This is a genomic window from Arthrobacter sp. B1I2 (assembly GCF_030816485.1).
Classification (GTDB): domain Bacteria; phylum Actinomycetota; class Actinomycetes; order Actinomycetales; family Micrococcaceae; genus Arthrobacter.
On record NZ_JAUSYC010000001.1, the window covers coordinates 1713134 to 1730201 of the forward strand.

General features: G+C 66.4%; 20 protein-coding genes. 7 read left to right on the forward strand and 13 right to left on the reverse strand.

Translation table 11 applies throughout. The features are described 5' to 3' along the window. Positions 1-168: 168 nt before the first annotated feature. Both QFZ57_RS07970 and QFZ57_RS07975 read right to left on the reverse strand, forming a co-directional pair. Positions 169-963, reverse strand: coding sequence for a carbon-nitrogen hydrolase family protein (locus tag QFZ57_RS07970; RefSeq protein ID WP_306899347.1), 795 nt, complete (start codon positions 961-963; stop codon positions 169-171). 84 nt (positions 964-1047) lie between these two features. Beyond that, positions 1048-1284: a DUF2630 family protein gene (locus QFZ57_RS07975; protein WP_306629911.1), complete on the reverse strand. Its 237-nt coding sequence runs from the start codon at positions 1282-1284 to the stop codon at positions 1048-1050. A gap of 85 nt (positions 1285-1369) precedes the next feature. Here QFZ57_RS07975 and QFZ57_RS07980 point away from each other — a divergent pair, with 85 nt between their 5' ends. Further along, a complete protein-coding gene (locus QFZ57_RS07980; protein ID WP_306629912.1) occupies positions 1370-1768 on the forward strand; it encodes a hypothetical protein in 399 nt (132 codons plus the stop codon). On the opposite strand, the gene QFZ57_RS07985 is transcribed toward QFZ57_RS07980, so the two are convergent. From QFZ57_RS07985 to QFZ57_RS07995, 3 genes are read right to left on the reverse strand one after another with little or no spacing between them, the layout of a single operon-like run. Beyond that, the gene (locus QFZ57_RS07985) at positions 1765-2106 is read right to left on the reverse strand and encodes a DUF202 domain-containing protein (RefSeq protein WP_306629913.1); all 342 of its coding nucleotides are present in this window, start codon (positions 2104-2106) and stop codon (positions 1765-1767) included. The two genes, QFZ57_RS07980 and QFZ57_RS07985, sit on opposite strands and share 4 nt — an antisense overlap. 4 nt (positions 2107-2110) lie before the next feature. Beyond that, positions 2111-2515 (reverse strand): YidH family protein, encoded by a 405-nt coding sequence (locus QFZ57_RS07990; protein ID WP_306629914.1) that lies wholly within the window; start codon positions 2513-2515, stop codon positions 2111-2113. Positions 2516-2545: 30 nt separating this feature from the next. After that, positions 2546-2905 carry a YnfA family protein gene (locus tag QFZ57_RS07995; protein ID WP_306899351.1) on the reverse strand — a complete coding sequence of 120 codons (360 nt, stop codon included), beginning with the start codon at positions 2903-2905 and terminating at the stop codon, positions 2546-2548. Between the two features lie 54 nt (positions 2906-2959). Between QFZ57_RS07995 and QFZ57_RS08000 the strand changes: the two genes are divergently transcribed. From QFZ57_RS08000 to QFZ57_RS08010, 3 genes are all read left to right on the forward strand, one after another. After that, a complete protein-coding gene (locus QFZ57_RS08000) occupies positions 2960-3988 on the forward strand; it encodes an LLM class flavin-dependent oxidoreductase (RefSeq protein ID WP_306899352.1) in 1029 nt (342 codons plus the stop codon). A 143-nt stretch (positions 3989-4131) separates the two neighbouring features. Then, a complete protein-coding gene (locus QFZ57_RS08005; protein WP_306629917.1) occupies positions 4132-5229 on the forward strand; it encodes a ferredoxin reductase in 1098 nt (365 codons plus the stop codon). 12 nt (positions 5230-5241) lie between these two features. Further along, entirely contained in the window at positions 5242-6426 is a 1185-nt protein-coding gene (locus tag QFZ57_RS08010; RefSeq protein ID WP_306899354.1) for a fatty acid desaturase family protein, read from the forward strand. Between the two features lie 99 nt (positions 6427-6525). Here QFZ57_RS08010 and QFZ57_RS08015 read toward each other — a convergent pair whose 3' ends face one another. Continuing rightward, entirely contained in the window at positions 6526-7596 is a 1071-nt protein-coding gene (locus QFZ57_RS08015) for a cation diffusion facilitator family transporter (protein WP_306899356.1), read from the reverse strand. Next, complete coding sequence (locus QFZ57_RS08020) at positions 7593-7967, reverse strand: ArsR/SmtB family transcription factor (RefSeq protein ID WP_306899358.1); 375 nt, start codon at positions 7965-7967, stop codon at positions 7593-7595. The genes QFZ57_RS08015 and QFZ57_RS08020 overlap by 4 nt, the downstream gene beginning before the upstream one ends. A gap of 165 nt (positions 7968-8132) precedes the next feature. Here QFZ57_RS08020 and QFZ57_RS08025 point away from each other — a divergent pair, with 165 nt between their 5' ends. Next, positions 8133-8969 carry an alpha/beta fold hydrolase gene (locus QFZ57_RS08025; RefSeq protein WP_306899360.1) on the forward strand — a complete coding sequence of 279 codons (837 nt, stop codon included), beginning with the start codon at positions 8133-8135 and terminating at the stop codon, positions 8967-8969. A 59-nt stretch (positions 8970-9028) separates the two neighbouring features. Here the strand turns inward: QFZ57_RS08025 and QFZ57_RS08030 are convergent, their stop codons facing one another. From QFZ57_RS08030 to QFZ57_RS08055, 6 genes are all read right to left on the reverse strand, one after another. After that, entirely contained in the window at positions 9029-10600 is a 1572-nt protein-coding gene (locus tag QFZ57_RS08030) for a carbohydrate-binding domain-containing protein (protein WP_306899361.1), read from the reverse strand. Positions 10601-10651: 51 nt separating this feature from the next. Next, the gene (locus tag QFZ57_RS08035; protein WP_306899362.1) at positions 10652-11443 is read right to left on the reverse strand and encodes a polyphosphate polymerase domain-containing protein; all 792 of its coding nucleotides are present in this window, start codon (positions 11441-11443) and stop codon (positions 10652-10654) included. Beyond that, complete coding sequence (locus QFZ57_RS08040) at positions 11440-12111, reverse strand: DUF4956 domain-containing protein (RefSeq protein ID WP_306899365.1); 672 nt, start codon at positions 12109-12111, stop codon at positions 11440-11442. Before QFZ57_RS08040 ends, QFZ57_RS08035 begins: the two co-directional genes overlap by 4 nt. Before the next feature lie 76 nt (positions 12112-12187). Further along, a complete protein-coding gene (locus QFZ57_RS08045; protein WP_306899366.1) occupies positions 12188-13276 on the reverse strand; it encodes a bifunctional glycosyltransferase family 2/GtrA family protein in 1089 nt (362 codons plus the stop codon). An 8-nt stretch (positions 13277-13284) separates the two neighbouring features. Beyond that, positions 13285-14262 carry a phosphodiester glycosidase family protein gene (locus QFZ57_RS08050; protein WP_306629927.1) on the reverse strand — a complete coding sequence of 326 codons (978 nt, stop codon included), beginning with the start codon at positions 14260-14262 and terminating at the stop codon, positions 13285-13287. A gap of 83 nt (positions 14263-14345) precedes the next feature. After that, positions 14346-15089, reverse strand: coding sequence for a GAF and ANTAR domain-containing protein (locus QFZ57_RS08055; protein ID WP_306632458.1), 744 nt, complete (start codon positions 15087-15089; stop codon positions 14346-14348). Between the two features lie 305 nt (positions 15090-15394). Here QFZ57_RS08055 and QFZ57_RS08060 point away from each other — a divergent pair, with 305 nt between their 5' ends. Further along, positions 15395-15988, forward strand: a complete 594-nt coding sequence (locus tag QFZ57_RS08060; RefSeq protein WP_306899369.1) for an adenylate kinase — start codon at positions 15395-15397, stop codon at positions 15986-15988. Between the two features lie 44 nt (positions 15989-16032). After that, a complete protein-coding gene (locus QFZ57_RS08065; protein WP_306899371.1) occupies positions 16033-16905 on the forward strand; it encodes an NAD-dependent epimerase/dehydratase family protein in 873 nt (290 codons plus the stop codon). The last annotated feature ends 163 nt before the right edge of the window (positions 16906-17068 follow it).

Here is a 17068-nt window from a genome sequence, read left to right on the forward strand (position 1 = left end):
GGCACCTCCACCCGGACCCGCTTAGACCGTCGCTGCCCCCTCTGGTTCCCCGTCGCGGCGGGCCCCACAGCCCGCTGAAGGTGAGAACCGCCGTCGTGCGCTGTTTTGCTTCTGTTTCGAGGCTATGAACGGCGGCTCACCGGATTAGAACCTGCGGGCGTTGCCGGGCTAAAACCTGCGGGCGTTTGCCAGGACCGGAAGTTTGGCCCGTACATCGTCCACGGTTGCGGGATCGATATCGGCGACTGCGAGTTCGGGCTTCCCGCCAAGGGCCACCACCGCCTTGCCCAAGGGGGTGACGACGGCGCTGTGGCCGATTCCGGTAGGCGCCGTCCCCGCGGGACCCGCGCCGATGGTTTCCGGGTCGCCCTGGCCGCAGGCCACCACAAACGTGGTGCTGTCCAGCGCCCGGGCGCGCACCAGGAGGTCCCACTGCTCCGCTTTGCCAACACCCGCGCCCCAGGAGGCGCACACGATATTCACCCGCGCACCTGCATTGGCGTTGGCCGTGAACAGGCCCGGGAAACGGACGTCGTAGCAGGTGGCCAGGCCGAACAGGGTCCCGTCCAGCTCGAACGTTACGGGTGCCTCCCCTGCATCCACTGTTTTGGATTCGGTGAAGCCGAACGCGTCAAAAAGGTGGACCTTGTCGTAGGACGTCTCCACCCCGCGGCCCGTCACCAGCAACGTATTGCGGACCCGGCCGTCCTTCCCGGGGGTGAACATGCCGGCCACGATCGCGATGTCCAGTTCCTTGGCCATCCTGCGGACCTCGCCGGCCCAGGGGCCGTCAAGTGGCTCGGCGATGTCCCTCAGGGAGTGGCCAAAGGCCCGCATGGCGGCCTCGGGAAAAACCACCAACTGCGCGCCGGCATTGCCGGCCTGCGCGGCGTAGTCCCACATCAGTTCAAGGTTGGCGGCGGTGTCGGCATTGCTGATGATCTGCGCTACTGCGATACGCATGGAAAAGCTCAATCTGTTGGGTGGCGGAAAAGGGTGCCCGGATCATTCTGGCCCGGGCACACAGGGTGATGCGGCGGTGAGGCGTTACTGCCTGTAGCCCTCAACCTCGCTGACGGGGCGGGCCTCCGCATCGTTCGGGTTTTCGCCCGAGTCCTTCTTGGCCCGGCGCTGGCGCAGCAGGTCCCAGCACTGGTCCAGGCTTTCTTCCACGTACTTGAGCCTCGCCTGGTCCGGCGCCTGCCCCTCCCCGGATCCCTCGCGCAGCGAGTGCTCTTCCTCCACGAGGGACTGGATGTGCGTCAAAATGTCCTGATCATTCATGGCTTCCCCTAACTCCGGTCCGGTCCCCTTCAGCGTACGTATCAGGTGCTGAAGCCACCAGTCCCCGCGCGGTACCATCAACTTCATGCCCACTGCGCTCGATATGGCAGGTCCCATCCTGGAAGTGCTCACCTGGTTGTGCCTGCCCGCCGGACTGGGACTGCTCTTCTACACCGGATTCCTCCGCCGCTTCGTGCACCCCTGGGACGTGGCCGAGGCCGTGGTGTATTCCGACCACACCGGGGTGGGGTTCCGCTGGTTCGACCGGAAACACCAGGTGCACAACGCCCCAATGTCCCCCTACGACATCAAGGACATGGCGGTGGGCGACACCTTGCCCATCTACTACCACCCCAAGCGCCCAACACAGTGGCAGACCGCCATGCCGGAAGAGGCGGGCAGGACGGCGTCGGTCCTGGGCCGCTGCCTCACGGCGATCGGCTCGGTGGCGCTGCTGGCCGGCTTTGTCCTGCCGATGTTTTAGGGCTGCCGGCTGACGAGGACCACAACAATGCCCAAGCCGCCAAGCGCGACGCCGGCCAAAGCGGTCCAGAGCACGGCGGGCAGGTCCGCCTCGATGCTTTCGCCTGCCAGGCCGCGGGACCTGGCCAGGTAGCGGCGGCGCTGCGTGAGATAGATGGCAAGGGCGGCGGCACCGGATACTGCCGGCAGCATCAGGATCAGCGGCCCATAGGTGGGAAGCCAGCGCAGGAAGAAGGCGCTCGCCGTCACCAGCGCCAGCATGGTCCGGCCCCAGGCGAGGGCGGTCCGTTCGGGCTGGAGGCCCGGATCGCCGTGGCCACCGGGTGGGCGGGATGCCACGGAATCAGCGCCAGAGGACAAAGACCAGTACGACGGCGGCAGCCAGCGCGCCTGCCCCGGCCAACAGGGGCACAAAAAGCGGCAGGGGCAGCGGGGCCTTGGTGCGCATGCTCCGCTCCACCCGAAGCCACCGCACGGCCGCACCACCGCTGAGCATCATGCCCAGCAGAAGCAGGAGGACGGCCAGGCCTTTCCGGACAGGCTCAATGAAAAGGCCGGATGTGAACGCCTCGATAGCGATGCCGCCCGCCAGCAGTGCGAGCGAAGTGCGGATCCAGGCCAGGAAGGTGCGCTCGTTCGCAAGCGTGAAGCGCGGATCCGGTTCCTCGCCGCCGGGCAGCAGCCGTTCGGCGATTCTTCCGCGCGAGGGCGGGACCGCTCGGCCGGGTGGCTGCTCGCTGTTGATCACCGGGCCAGTTTAGCCGTGGCGGCCACGTCCTTATCCGCCACTTCGCGGGGCAAACATGATCACGGCAACACCCAGCAGGCAGACCAGGGAGCCTGCGATATCCCACCGGTCGGGACGGAAGCCGTCAAAGGCCATGCCCCACGCCAGTGAACCTGCCACGAACACTCCGCCGTAGGCCGCCAGGATCCGTCCGAAGTGCGCGTCCGGCTGGAGGGTGGCCACGAAGCCGTACACCCCGAGTGCGATCACGCCCAACCCGGCCCACCACCAGTCTTTGCCTTCGCGGACCGATTGCCACACCAGCCAGGCGCCGCCGATCTCCGCTGCAGCGGCCAGCACGAACAGCACAATGGTCTTGAAAACACTGACGGTTTCTTCGGGAATACCCACGCAGCCATCATGCCAGCCGGGAATGCAGCCACTCCCCGGACAGTTGGGGGAAGTATGGAGCGTATCGGATTCCTTTCATTCGGCCACTGGGGCCCCGGCCATGGTTCCCGCACCAGGACAGCGGCGGACGCGCTGCTCCAGGGGATTGAACTGGCTGTTGCCGCTGAAGAGCTTGGCGTGGACGGCGCGTTCTTCCGGGTCCACCACTTCGCCCGCCAGCAGGCGTCACCTTTCCCCCTCCTCTCAGCCATCGCCGCACGAACCAGCCACATCGAAACCGGCACCGGCGTCATCGACATGCGCTACGAAAATCCGTTGTACATGGCGGAGGAGGCCGCAGCGGCAGACCTGATCAGCGGCGGCAGGCTGCAGCTGGGCATCAGCCGTGGTTCACCCGAGCCCGCCCGGGAAGGCGCGTCAGCCTTTGGCTACCGCCCGCAGCCGGGGGAGACCGATGCGGACATGGCCCGCCGCCATACCGCGGCTTTCCGCAGGGCCATCACCGGCGCCGGGATGGCTGAGGCCGACCCCAGGTATGCCGGCGGTGCCACCGGCCTCCTTCCCGTCCAGCCCCAGTCCCCGGGACTGGCGGAACGGATCTGGTGGGGCGCGGGCAGCAGGAAGACCGCAGTGTGGGCTGCGGAACAGGGCATGAACCTCATGAGCTCCACACTGCTCACCGAGGACACCGGCGTTCCCTTCCATGAACTCCAGGCCGAGCAGATCCAGCTGTTCAGGGACGCCTGGGCCGCAGCAGGGCACGCACACAACCCGCGTGTCTCGGTCAGCCGCAGCGTCCTTCCCATAGTGGATGAAGAGGACAACTACTACTTTGCCGGCACCGCCCTCCGGGACGGCCGCGACCAGGTGGGCGTCATCGACGGACTGACCGCCAGGTTCGGCAAGAGCTACGTGGGCGCACCGGACGTCCTGGCTGGGCAGCTTGCAGCCGACACCGCGGTGCAGGCTGCAGATACCCTGCTGCTGACGGTTCCGAACCAGCTGGGCGTGGAGTTCAACGCCAAGCTCCTGGGCGCCATCGTTGGGCACGTGGCCCCGGCGCTGGGATGGCGCCGCCGGTAGCGCGGGGAATCTTTCGCGAGACCCAACCGTTATACTTCAAGTGTGCGATGCGGGGGCTTCGCACCCCTACTACTGTGTGACTGCGGAACGGTCGTACGACGGAGAGAGAGAAATATGGCTCGCGCCGCCTTAGGCTTAACCACATGATCCGGCTACGACAGCTGGCCCAAGCGGCCTCCGTGCTTACCACCCCGTTGGCACCCGAAGACATCCTCGCGCTTTTCAATCCTGTCTACTCAGCCCGCCAGCTGCGCGGTGTGGTGACCCGGGTGGTCCAGGAGACCGCCCATTCGGCCACCATCTTCTTCCGCCCCGGCCGTGGCTGGAAGGCGCACATGGCCGGGCAGTGGGCCCGCATCGGCGTCGAACTCGACGGCGTCCGGCACTGGCGCTCCTACTCGCTCAGCGCCCCTGCCGGCAAGGACCCGGCCATCACTGTCACCGACGTCGGCGCCGTCTCCGGCACGCTGGTACGCACCACCAAGCCCGGCGACGTCCTGTTCCTGGCTCCGCCGCAGGGTGATTTCGTGCTTCCGGAGCATCCCCGCCCCCTCCTGATGGTCACCGCGGGCAGCGGCATCACTCCGGTGATGTCCATGATCCGAACGCTTGTGCCGCGGCGTCCTGATGCTGACGTCGTGCTGGTCCACTCCGCCCGCACCCCGGGTGACAGCCTGTTCCGCGAGGAGCTGGCCGAGCTCGCGGACCAGTTCCCCAATTTCCGGTTGGCCCACTGGTACACCGGCGAACAGGGCCGCATGGATTTCTCCAGCACCAAGGAGTTGGACGAGATCTGCCCCGACTGGAAGGACCGCGCCGCCTACGCCTGCGGCCCGGACAGCTTCCTCGACGACGCCGAAGCCCTCTGGAAGCGCGCCGCGCTGACCACCCGCGGGCCGGGGACCGATGTGGCGGTGGCCGGAGACCCCGGCAACCTCATGATCGAACGCTTCAACACCACCTTCAACGCCGGGGTAGGGCACGACGGCGGGCTGGTCACCTTTGAAGCCTCCGACCGGGAAGTGGAGGCCGACGGCGACACCCCCATCCTGGACATCGGCGAGGACGCCGGGGTGCTGATGCCGAGCGGCTGCCGGATGGGCATCTGCCACAGCTGCCTTACACCGCTCCTGGCCGGGCAGGTCCGTGACCTGCGCACCGGGGAAATCCACGGCGAACCCGGCCAACTGATCCAAACGTGTGTCTCGGCAGCCGCCGGACCCGTCAACCTCGAACTCTGAGGAGCAGTACGTATGTCTGTCATCTCACCCGCAAAGACCAATGCCGACGCAGGCGCCAAAGCCGGCACCTCAAGGACCCGTCCCGGAAAGCTGGCCGAATCGGGAAGTCCCACCGTCCGCCCGCCGGCGGCCGCCCACCTCAGTGACGAGCAGGTGGCGGAGCTCGGACGCGAACTCGACGCAATCCGGGATGAGATCCTGGCCAAGCGGGGCGCGGAAGACGCCGCCTACATTCGCCGCATGATCAAGATCCAGCGCGGTTTGGAGATCTCCGGCCGCGCCGCCCTGCTGGTCAGCAAGAACAAGGCCGCCTGGGTTACGGGCACCACGCTGCTCAGCCTGGCCAAGATCCTGGAAAACATGGAACTGGGCCACAACATCCTGCACGGCCAGTGGGACTGGATGCGGGATCCGGACATCCACTCCACCACCTGGGAATGGGACTTCGTCACCCCGTCGCGGTCCTGGCAGCACACCCACAACGACCTGCACCACCGCTGGACCAACGTGGTGGGCAAGGACAACGACGTCGGATACAACCTCCTGCGCATGGACGAGAACCAGCCGTGGAAGCCCATTAACCTGGCAAACCCGCTGTTCAACGCTATCCTCGCGCCGGTCTTCGAGTGGGGCATCGCCATCTACGACCTCGAACTCACCGAGTACAAGGAAGGCACCAAGTCCAAGGAGGCCCTGCTGAAGGACCTCAAGGCCCTGGGCAAGAAGGTGGTCACCCAGTTCACCAAGGACTACGCCGCCACCCCTGCCGTGGCAATGCTGACCGGCTCCGGGAAGCAGGCCCTCTATGGCACGCTGGCCGCGAACGCGGTACGTAACGTTTGGGCGCACGCCGTCATCTTCTGCGGCCACTTCCCCGAAGGCACTGACACCTTCACCGAGGAAATGGTGGAAGGCGAAACCCGCGGCGACTGGTATGTCCGCCAGATGATCGGCTCCGCCAACATCTCCGGTTCCAAGTTCATGCACCTCATGACCGGCAACCTGTCACACCAGATCGAGCACCACCTCTTCCCGGACCTGCCGTCCAGCCGCTATGCCGAAGTGGCGCCCAAGGTCCGCGAGATCTGCCAGCGCTACGGCCTGAAGTACACCACCGGGCCGCTGCTGAAGCAGGTGGGTTCGTCCTGGGCCAAGGTCTTCAAGCTGGCGCTGCCTGGGAAGGCCGCCCGGGCCTGACGCTTACTGGCCGGCAAGAGAATGCCCTGCGGACTCCGCGGGGCATTCTCTTGTTAACGGGCCTTCGTGTTAGCCGCGCGCTGTTGGCCGCGCGCCCTGTCAGTGGGCTGTGGCGGCCCCGGTGCCCGGCACCAGGGTCATGTCGTCCAGCTTGGGCAGTTCATGCCTGAGGTGATGCTGTGCCCTGTCCAGGATGTCTTCGGCCTGGGACAGGCCCATATCGGCCAGCAGGATCCTTGCGGAGCCCTGCAGCCGGTGCCCGGACCACCGCAGCTGCAGGTGCTGGACCGCAAGGACACCCGGGGTCCCTTCCAGCGCCCTCTCGGCACGGGCCACCAGCTCCGGTTCGATGCCGTCCATGAGCCGCCGCCCGATGCTGCGGACCGTCCCCCACAGCAGCACCATGATGGCGGCGGAGATGATCAGCCCGACGATGGGGTCCGCCAGCGGAAAGCCGAGCATGACGCCAGCGGCGCCGATCACCACGGCGAGCGAGGTGAAACCGTCAGTCCTGGCGTGCACGCCGTCCGCCACGAGCGCCGCGGAACCGATCCTGCGGCCAACCCGGATGCGGTAGATCGCCACCGCCTCATTTCCGGCAAAGCCGATCAGTCCCGCGGCCATGACCCAGCCGAGATTCTGCAACGGCTGGGGATGGATCAGCCGGTCCACTGACTGCCAGCCGGCCACCACGGCCGAGAGGGCCACCACGGCCACGATGAACAGGCCGGCCAGGTCCTCAGCCCTGCCGTAGCCATACGTGTACCGGCGCGTGGCCGCCCTGCGCCCCAGGATGAAGGCAACCCACAGGGGCACCGCGGTGAGTGCGTCCGAGAAGTTGTGGATGGTGTCCGCGAGCAGGGCCACCGAACTGCTGAACAGGACCACCAGGAACTGCAGCACCGTGGTGGCCAGCAGGACGAACATGCTGATCTTCAGCGCCCGGATACCCTCGGTGCTGGCCTCCATGGCGTCGTCAATGGAATCAGCGGCATCGTGGGTGTGCGGAACAAACAGCTCGATCAGCCAGCCCTTGAAACCGGAGTGGTGATGGTGCCCGTGGTCATGGTCATGTTCATGCCCATGTTGGTGGTCATGGTGGTGGCCGCCGTGGTCCTCCGTGTGGGGATGGCTGTGCGTGTGCGTTGACTCCTGGTGCGGCCCGCTCATGGGGCGCTCGTCTCTGCAGGGTGGGCTGCGCGGTGGTGGGCAGGCTCGCCGCCCAGTGCGTGCTCGGCCTGGAAGATCGCATCTGCTACCAGCTGCCGGGCATGCTCGTTTTCCAGGCGGTAGAGCACCCGCGTCCCGTCCTGCCGCGTGGACACCATCCTGGCCAGCCGCATCTTTGCCAGATGCTGCGAAACGGCCGCAGGGGACTTGCCCACCACGTCCGCCAGGGCTCCCACGGCCATCTCGCCATCACGGAGCGCCAGGATGATCCGCACCCTGGTGGCATCCGCCAGCATGGCGAAAACCTCCACGGCCAACTCCACGTACTGGCTGTCCGCTCCAAGCGGGCAACCACTATTATCTGCATTCATGCGCATATAGTGTCACAGCATCGGCCGCTCCGCATGTTTGGCAACCGTCGGCGTGGTCCACCAAAGGCTGCCGGAGCGGAGGTGCGCCCCTAGAGTAGGAGTTGCAGGGCCCGGCGCTCCGCCGGACCGCTTCGATCTGATCAGTCTCGAAAGGAATCTGCCTCCATGGCTTTCATCACCGTAGGTACTGAGAACAGCACTGACGTCGAGCTCTACTACGAGGACCACGGCTCCGGCCAGCCCGTCGTGCTGATCCATGGCTACCCGCTGGACGGATCCTCCTGGGAAAAGCAGACCGCGGCCCTGCTGGACGCCGGCTACCGGGTCATCACCTATGACCGCCGTGGCTTCGGCAAGTCCAGCAAAACTGCTGAAGGCTACGACTACGACACTTTCGCGGCGGACCTCAACACCCTGCTCACCACCCTGGACCTGAACGACGTGGTGCTGGTGGGCTTCTCCATGGGTACCGGCGAGGTGGGCCGCTACCTTGGCACCTACGGTTCCGCCCGGGTAGCCCGGGCCGCGTTCCTCGGTTCCCTGGAGCCGTTCCTGCTCAAGACCGATGACAACCCCGACGGTGTCCCGCAGGACGTATTCGACGGGCTCAAGGAAGCGGTCACGGCCGACCCCTACGCGTTCCTGGCAGGCTTTTTCAAGAACTTCTACAACTCCGATACCTTCCTGGGCACCCCGCGCCTGAGCCAGGAAGCCGTCAATGCCAGCTGGAACGTGGCCGCCGGAGCGGGGGCCACCGCCTTGGTGGCCGCCCAGGCCACCTGGCTCACGGACTTCCGGCAGGACATTCCCAAGATCGATGTTCCGGCCCTGATCGTGCACGGCACCGCCGACAACATCCTTCCCATCGATTCCACCGGCCGGCTGTTCGCAAAGGCCCTGCCGGACGCGGAGTACGTGGAAATCGAGAGCGCCCCGCACGGCCTGCTGTGGACGCATGCCGCCGAGGTCAATGAGGCCCTGCTCGGCTTCCTGTCAAAGTAGGACCCGGACACGTCCGACGGCGGCAGGCGCCGCCGCCGGACGTGCCAGGAAACCGGGGGTCACCCACGCGGTCCACCACCACCGCCCGGGCCCTGCGCCGCGGTGTACTGGCCTGCCGTCACCGTCCCCACTTGCGTGGCCCCGTCCAGGCTGCCACCGCCGAGGCCCGCGGCCGCGGTGGCCGTGCCGCCGGTGTATACGGTGTACTGCTGGCCCTTGATGATGTCCGGCGAGGAGAACACCAGCGAGGCTGCGGCCTTGGTGGTGGTGAAGGCCGCCACCACCTTGCCGGCGGAATCGGCAAGCTGGATCACGGTCCCGGCCGGAACCGACGAGCCAAGGGTCACCTGGACACCGGACTGTGTGGAGGAATCACTGGGGGTCACCACCATGCCCGAACTGCCGGCGGCGGCAATGGTTCCGCCCGTCACGGCCAGCTCGCCGTTGACATCAAGGGCGCCGTTGTTGTTGCCGGTGGGGCCGTTGACCATAACGGTGCCGCCCGAGATGCTGGCGTTGCCATTGGAGTCGAGGCCGTCGCCCTGCGCGTTGATCGTCAGGACGCCCCCGGTGACGTCCACGCTGTAGTCGCCCACTTCCATGCCTCCGCCGCCCATGCCGCCACCGCTGGAGGAGGAAGAACCGCCCGAGGCGTTCACGCCGTCGTCGTTGGAAGTGACGGTGGTGGTGCCGCCGGACACCACGATGTGCTGGGCCTCCAGGCCCTCCTCGGACTTCGCCACAGTTGTGGTGCCGCCGGCTATGGTCAGCGTGTTGTAGGCCTTGACCCCGTCATCCGCGGCGGAGACGTTCAGGGTGCCGCCGTTGACCAGGACCCAGCCGCGGCCTTCATCCTGGTCGTTGTCGGATTTGAAGCCGTCGTCCCCGGCGGTGACCTGGTAGGCGCCGTCCAGTAGGACCGCGTAGTCCTTGCCCACGATTCCGTCGTCGGCCGCCTTTACGGTGACGTTGCCCGACGCGAGGACCAGCCCGTCCTTGGACGAGATGCCGTCGTTGAAGTTGCCCTCCACTGCCAGGGATCCGCTGCCCGCGATGGTCAGGTCAGCCTTGGAGTACAGCGCGGCGTTGGGTGCATCGGTGCCTTGGTCCGCGTAGGTGGAAGCGTCGCTGAGCGAGCTGGTGGTGCAGTCCGCCAGGTAGAGGATGGCCTCGTCGGCGCTCTGGACCACGAACGGCGAGCCGCTGGAGTTCGAGATGCGCGCGCCGTCGAGGATGATGCGGACGGTGTCGCTCTCGCCGGCGGCCACCACAATGCGGCCGTTGGCCAGGGAACCGCTGAGCCTGTAGGTGCCCGCGGCGCTGATGGTGACCGTGTCGCCGTCCACCTTCACGGCGTCCGATCCCGAGGCAACGGTGGCGCCGTCCGCAAGGGTCACGGCCACTTCGCTGGAAGCATCCCAGGTGAGGTCGTCGGCGTCGTAGTGGGTGTCCTCCGCCAGGGTGTCCAGGGTGTCCAGGGCGACGGCGGCAGTAGCGCCGGCTGCAGCGGTGGACGAGGTGCCGCCCACGCTTGAGGCAGTGCCTGCGGTGGTGCTGGGTGTGGAGCAGCCTGCCAGGCCAAGCGAGAGGGCCAGGGCAGCCACGGACAGGGAGGTGCGGAGCTTTTTCATGGAATGTCCTTTGAAGTTTGGGATGAAGGGGTAAGGGCGCGGTGACGTGGGTCAGGCGGCCCGGGGCATGGGCCGGAGTGCCATATGGCGCAGTGTCCGGTTCCAGCGGTTGGCGGGAAGTCCGGGCCGGAGGGCCGCCATTCCGGTAGCGAACTTGGAGATCCGGGAAGGCCTGACACCGGCAGCCCAGAGGTGCCGGTCCAGCGGGCCGGCCGTGGAGCCTGACTTGGTTTCCAGGATGACGGCGCGGTGCAGGACCCAGGACTCGTGGCCGGGGCGCTGCCAGGTCACCTCAGTGTCGATCGTGGCGCGGCTGCCCGACTCCGGCAGGTACAGCGTTGTGCGCCGGTAGCGGGTTTCCAGTACGGGTTCCAGCGGAAGCGCGGGTACCTTAATCCCCGATGCGCCGAACGTTTCCAAGATGTAGGCCAGCCCCTCGGGCGTCAGCCGGGCCCGGTCTTCGAGCCGGGACGGGATGCGTTCCTTGACCGTGGCCTCGCGCGACCCCTCGGTTTTCACCTCCAGGAAGCTCAGCGCGCTGTCCACATAGGTCCTGGTGCGGATCTTGTAGCGGCGGCGCCTGCCGTGTGCGGCCAGCAGGTAACTGTCCAGGTTGGCGGTATCGAAGTACACGGAGTCGTAGGCGAAGCTGCGGGAGCCGTCCATGTCCAGGACGCGCATGCCGGTGCGGACAGAGGCCAGGAGTTGGCCGGCCAGCTCCAACGGAACAATGTACTTCCGGTCTACCCGGGTCTGCAGTGCCGCCTGGGCGTTCAGTTCCTCCAGGCTGACGGGGGGAAGGAAGCGGAGATGGTCGACGGCGGTGCCCACGGCGGCGCTCATGCCGCACCGGTCTGCGCAGCGGCTGGTTCAACGGCGCGGGCTGGTTCAACGGCAGCGGCGGGTGCCGGGGCGGGGGAGGGGGCGGCGTAGGCGGGGGCCGTCAGGGGCGCGGCGGGGAATGCGGCCGGGGCGTAGGCGAACCGCACATCCACGATGGTTTTGTCATTGACCAGGTCCAGTTCGGAGATGGTGGCCGAGTGGACCTTCCCGTGGAGCACCTCTTCCAGCCGGGCGTGAAGTTCGCCGTCTTCGGAAATGGCGCGGTCCAGGATCACCGTCTGGTGCCGGTAGGCCGGCAGCACCCGCGGATGGTCGCCGATGAACATCACCAGCAGGATCAGTCCCATCAGGGACAGCGTCAGCCACAACGGTTCGATGCCCAGTCCGGCGATGAGGCCCAGGGCCAGGGCCGAGAAGTAGTAGGCAACCTCGTGCTGGGCCAGTTCGGTGGAACGGAGCCGGATGATGGACAGGACGCCGAAGAGTCCCAGTCCCAGGCCCAGGCCTGCCGCGGAACCGGAGAGGGCCGTGGCCACGGCCAGGACGCCGACGTTCATCCCCAGGTAGGACACCACCAAGTCGCGGCGGCGGTGCCGGCGCAGGTACAGGGCGAAGGTGAGGATGCTGATGGCCGCGAGGTCCGCGACGATGAAAGGAAGCGAGTTCATGTGAATTTCTCCGGGTGGTGACGGTTGGCTGGTATAGACGATGCCCGGCCAAACTGTGCCGGGGCTGTGCCTGGCCCTAGGCGGAAATATGAGTGCGGGACCGGGAACCGGCTGACAGCTCCATGGCGGCCCCACCCGTGAAAAGGAAGCGCTGCTGTACTGCGAAACTGACCACGAGCAGGGTAATCTCCGCCAGGATCTTTGCAGGCAGGGCCGGCACTGCGATGGCTTCAAAGGCCCGAATGAGCCCGAAGTTCGCGGCCAGCAGTACGGCCGCCAGGCCGAAGTAGCGCACCCCGGCTTTGCGGGGGGATGTGTCCCTGCCGCGCTCAAATACCAGGTGCCGGTTGACCAGGAAGTTCACCGCCGAGCTCACCGCCCTGGCGCCGACTACGGCCAGCAGCAGGGAGTCGATGGCAGCCGTGAGCAGCACGAACACCACGGTGTCCAGCAGGAAGGCCGTAAAGGAGGAGGCAAGGAATTTCAGCAGCGGGGCGTAGATCCGCGCCGAGTCGGCGAGCGGCCGGAAGTGCGAGCCGGAGTTGTGGTCCAGGTAGACCGTGGCGATGGTGACGGACTCGATGGAATAGCCGTTGTTCTTCGCCTCGAGAAGCAGGTTCAGCTCATACTCGTAGCGGTCTCCGCGCACGGAGCGCAGCCAGGGAAGCATGGCGGCCGGGTAGCCGCGGAGGCCGGTCTGGGTATCCGGAATGCGCTCGCCGGTGGCCAGGGCAAAAAGGAGCCGGGTGGCGGAGTTGCCCAGCCGGCTCCGGGCCGGGACATTCCCGGTGAAGCTCCGGGAGCCCAGCACCATGGTGGACGTTCCCCACTGCTGGTCCCGGTTCTCCCGCACCCGGTCCGCCACCCGAAGGATATCCGCCACGGCATGCTGCCCGTCGCTGTCCGCACACACCACGTCCCGGCCCGGCAAGTTGTCCGCGATAAAACCGAATCCGGCCCTGAGGGCAAAGCCCTTCCCCTGGTTGCGGGCGTAGCTGACCACGTGGCACCCAAGTGTCCTGACGCCGTCGAACACGTCCCGGAAGGCAGGGCCGCTGCCATCATCCACCACCACAACGGGCACTTCCGGCCTGGTGCTCCGGATGGAACGGATCAGGGCGGGAAGCTGCCGGTCCGGCTCAAAGGCCGGGATCAGGATGACCATTGCTGTCCCTACTGCCCGATGTAGAGGATGTCGGAGGTGCCGCGTTCCTTGTCCTGGCCCAGCGGATTGTTCACCAGCGCACCGTTGAAGTACATGGTGGAGGAACCGCCGCCGTCGATGTTGTACGCCGTCGTGGCGCCCAGGCCCTGCATGATTCCGGCCAAGCCGGTCATGGTGACGCCAGCGCTGTAGCCCGGGCTCCGCCCGTCCACCACCACGAACACCAGGTGGTTCTGGTCGATGACGCCCACGGCGGTGCGCGGCTGTTCGCCCTGGATGGAGTGGTTGCCGAAGTTGGTGTCCACCTCCACGTCTTCGATTCCGGCGGCTACCTGGCCGTTGTCCAGCAGCGACGGGCCGAAGGAGAGGGTGTTCCAGACGCCGTCGGCCACCAGCTGCGCGGCCGTGGTAGCGGTTTCGTCATAGACCTTCACGGTCCCGTCCCGGTAGAAAGCCAGTCCCTGGCGTGCCCCGGCATCCCGGAACACCACGCCGTTGCGGATTACGATGCCGGTGTCGCGGAAGCCGTAGTAATCGCCGTTGATGGCGAAGACCGCGTTGTTGGCTTCCGCGATGGCGGACGTGTTTTCGGTGATGTTCCCACCGAAGCTGTTGTTGGCGAATGCGGACTGCAGGGCAGTGGCATCGGAGAGTACGACGTCGGCGACGTAGTAGGTGACCGTGCTGTCACCGCTGCCCGTGGTCACCTTCGAGATCGAGATGTTGGATGAATCGGAGACGTAGGACGTCGCTGTGGTGACCGCGCCGTTGGTGCCGCCGGACGCGGTGGAGGTGTCCGCCGTCGTGCCTGCCTGGCTGGCCTGGTACGCGGAGACGTCGGAGATCTCAACGTGCGGGACCACATACCGGTCAACGGCCCAGGCGGCGGCCCCACCGGCCGACAGCGTGAAGGCTACCGCCCCTGCTGTGACGGCCCGGCGGAAGCGTCCGGGTTTGCGTGTTGCTGATCGCTGCTGAGATGTCATGCCTCATTTCTAGGCAGGCAACTTAGCAGCGGGATTTGCCCGTTATGTGTGGCACCTGTGAAACCGGCGGACCGCCGTCCTGGCTAGCCGTCGTAATGTGTGCGCGCCGGTCCCTGGCCCAAGGCGTTGACCACGGCGGCTGCCACATCATGCAGCTTGGTGTTCCGGGTGCTGGACGCGGTCCTCAGGATGCCGAAAGCGTCCTGCTGGCTGCACCGGTTCTGGGCCATGATGATTCCGACAGCCATGTCGATGACCGTGCGGGACTCCAGCGTGGCCCGGAGGTTCGCGGCCGTTTCGCTGTAGTGCGCAAACCGCACCGCGAGGCGGAGCGCCAGCGAGGTCTGGCTGACGAAATCTTCGGCAAACTTCAGCACGCGGCCTTCGAACCGGTGGGGGCGGCGGGAGTACAGCAGCAGCGACGCCTTGGTTTCCCCCTCAAGCCGGAACGGAACCGCCGCTACGGACCGGACTCCCTGGGCAACCGCGGCGGTGGCGTAGTCCGGCCAGCGGGCATCGTCACTCAGGTCCGGCGCGTGGACAATTTCCTGGGCGGTTGAAGCCGTCAGGCCAGGGGTGTCGGTGAACCTGTGTTCAAGCCGGCCGATGGACTTTGCGTCCTGGCTGCTGCTGGCGACCGTGGCGGATTTGCGTTGCCGGAGGAGGGTGATGGCGCACAGCATTTCGTCGCCCGGTTCGGAGAGATTGCGTGCGGAGACCTGTGCCAGCTCATTAAGGAAGTCCTCAACGTCGGAGCTGTTGAGGACAAGTTCATGCAGGTGCTCGGTAATGGATGTATCGGTTTTTGTTGTTGACTCGCTGGCCACGGTTTTCTGGTGCCATTCGTTCAGGTCAAAACGAGCCAGCAACACACGTACGCCCCGCAACTGGGCGGGGAGCCGGTGATGGTCGCTGGATCGACGAACTTTCCAACGGCCTGCTGCTAAACCGATAACCAGAAGTATATACATTCCCGGCCCGTTCAAAGCGTCAGCTGGCTGGCCTGGAAGGGCGGAGGCTGGCGCGGGCCCGGCCTGCCCGGCACAATGAAGCAGGCGCCGGTGCTGCTGCGGGCTGGCCCTGGGATCAATGGCTCAAGCCAGTTGCTGCTGGGTTGCGGAGGGACGGGAACATGACCAGGCTGCTCATCATTGGTCCACCGGGTTCCGGCAAGGGAACGCAGGCCGGACACCTGGCGCGGCACTTCCGGATCCCTGCCGTCTCCACCGGGGACATCTTCCGGAGCAACGTCAACCAACATACCGAACTCGGGAACCAGGCCGCCAGGTACCTGGACGGCGGCCGCTTCGTACCGGACCACCTCACCAACGCGCTGGTCATGGACCGGCTCCTCCACGAGGACGTGAGGCGCGGGTTCCTGTTGGACGGCTATCCGCGCACAGCGCAGCAGGTAAGAGAACTCGACCGCATGCTCGCGGCGCAGGCGCAGGCGCTGGACGCTGTCATCGAGCTGCAGGCGCCCGATGCGGAACTGGAAGAGCGGATGCACAGGCGAGCCCAGGAACAGGGGCGCACGGACGACACCATCGACGTCTTCCGGCGCCGGCTGGACCTCTACCACCGGCAGACGCATGAAGTAGTCTCGGTGTACGCGGGCCGGGGCATTCTTGTGTCCGTCAACGGCAGCGGGGATCCGGACGGAATTACCGCCCTGGCGATCGCCGCCGTCGAAAAGTTCCTTGCAGCCCCGCGGCACCCGTCCTGACCGAACACCGCATGGTGAACGCACTCGAGCAGAAGGAAACACTGATGAGAATTGCTGTTACAGGCGGAAGCGGAAAACTGGGGCGGCACGTGGTGCGCCGGCTGACCGGCGACGGCCACCAGGTCCTCAACCTGGACCGGGCGGGGGAGCGCAGCCCGGACCTGCTGGTGGTGGACCTGCGCAACTACGGCCAGGTTGTGGACGCCCTGCTGGGCGTTGATGACCGGCATGACGGGTTCGACGCCGTGGTGCACCTGGGTGCCATTCCCGCCCCGGGCATCCTCCCGGACGCCGCCACATTTGAGAACAACATGCTGTCCACCTACAACGTCTTCCAGGCCGCGCGCCGTGCAGGCATCAAGAAGGTGGTGTACGCCTCCAGTGAGACGGTGCTCGGGTTGCCGTTCGACGTCGACCCGCCCTACATTCCCGTGGATGAGGAATACCCGCCGAGGCCGGAAAGCACCTACTCGCTGGTGAAGCGCCTGGAGGAGCAGATGGCCGTGGAGATGACGCGGTGGGACCCGGATCTGAGCATCACGGGTTTGCGGTTCTCCAACGTCATGGACGAGGCCGACTACGCAAGGTTCCCCTCCTTCGATGCGGACGCGATGCTGCGGAAGTGGAACCTGTGGGGCTACATCGACGGCAGGGACGGCGCTCAGGCCGTGGTGCGGGCGCTGGAGAACGCCAAGCCGGGGTTCGAGGCCTTCATCATCGCCAACGCGGACACGGTCATGAGCCGGTCAAGCGCCAGCCTGGCGGCCGAGGTCTTCCCCGACGTCAAGGTCACCAGGGAACTGGGCGAGCACGAAACAATGCTGTGCATCGACAAGGCGCGGCGCATGCTCGGTTTCGAGCCCGAGCACAGCTGGCGCAACCACGCGCCGGCCGCGTCCGGTGGTGCCCAAAGCTAGGAATTTACGGCAGCCCGCAGGAATCTCCAAGGGTTGGCACAGGATCATCCAAGGAGCCGGAAGCGTTGTGCTTCCGGCTCCTATCCTTTTGGTACCAGGGGCGGAATTACCTGCCCCGCAGTTTTCCCCGCCACTTCAAGGACCCCACCATTCGTACCCGATT

Excerpts from the sequence above, each read along its gene's own strand:
- QFZ57_RS07970 (WP_306899347.1), bottom strand. The coding sequence starts at position 963 with ATGCGTATCGCAGTAGCGCAGATCATCAGCAATGCCGACACCGCCGCC.
- QFZ57_RS07975 (WP_306629911.1), bottom strand. The coding sequence starts at position 1,284 with ATGAATGATCAGGACATTTTGACGCACATCCAGTCCCTCGTGGAGGAA.
- QFZ57_RS07980 (WP_306629912.1), top strand. The coding sequence starts at position 1,370 with ATGCCCACTGCGCTCGATATGGCAGGTCCCATCCTGGAAGTGCTCACC.
- QFZ57_RS08000 (WP_306899352.1), top strand. The coding sequence starts at position 2,960 with ATGGAGCGTATCGGATTCCTTTCATTCGGCCACTGGGGCCCCGGCCAT.
- QFZ57_RS08005 (WP_306629917.1), top strand. The coding sequence starts at position 4,132 with ATGATCCGGCTACGACAGCTGGCCCAAGCGGCCTCCGTGCTTACCACC.
- QFZ57_RS08010 (WP_306899354.1), top strand. The coding sequence starts at position 5,242 with ATGTCTGTCATCTCACCCGCAAAGACCAATGCCGACGCAGGCGCCAAA.
- QFZ57_RS08015 (WP_306899356.1), bottom strand. The coding sequence starts at position 7,596 with ATGAGCGGGCCGCACCAGGAGTCAACGCACACGCACAGCCATCCCCAC.
- QFZ57_RS08020 (WP_306899358.1), bottom strand. The coding sequence starts at position 7,967 with ATGAATGCAGATAATAGTGGTTGCCCGCTTGGAGCGGACAGCCAGTAC.
- QFZ57_RS08025 (WP_306899360.1), top strand. The coding sequence starts at position 8,133 with ATGGCTTTCATCACCGTAGGTACTGAGAACAGCACTGACGTCGAGCTC.
- QFZ57_RS08030 (WP_306899361.1), bottom strand. The coding sequence starts at position 10,600 with ATGAAAAAGCTCCGCACCTCCCTGTCCGTGGCTGCCCTGGCCCTCTCG.
- QFZ57_RS08035 (WP_306899362.1), bottom strand. The coding sequence starts at position 11,443 with ATGAGCGCCGCCGTGGGCACCGCCGTCGACCATCTCCGCTTCCTTCCC.
- QFZ57_RS08040 (WP_306899365.1), bottom strand. The coding sequence starts at position 12,111 with ATGAACTCGCTTCCTTTCATCGTCGCGGACCTCGCGGCCATCAGCATC.
- QFZ57_RS08045 (WP_306899366.1), bottom strand. The coding sequence starts at position 13,276 with ATGGTCATCCTGATCCCGGCCTTTGAGCCGGACCGGCAGCTTCCCGCC.
- QFZ57_RS08050 (WP_306629927.1), bottom strand. The coding sequence starts at position 14,262 with ATGACATCTCAGCAGCGATCAGCAACACGCAAACCCGGACGCTTCCGC.
- QFZ57_RS08060 (WP_306899369.1), top strand. The coding sequence starts at position 15,395 with ATGACCAGGCTGCTCATCATTGGTCCACCGGGTTCCGGCAAGGGAACG.
- QFZ57_RS08065 (WP_306899371.1), top strand. The coding sequence starts at position 16,033 with ATGAGAATTGCTGTTACAGGCGGAAGCGGAAAACTGGGGCGGCACGTG.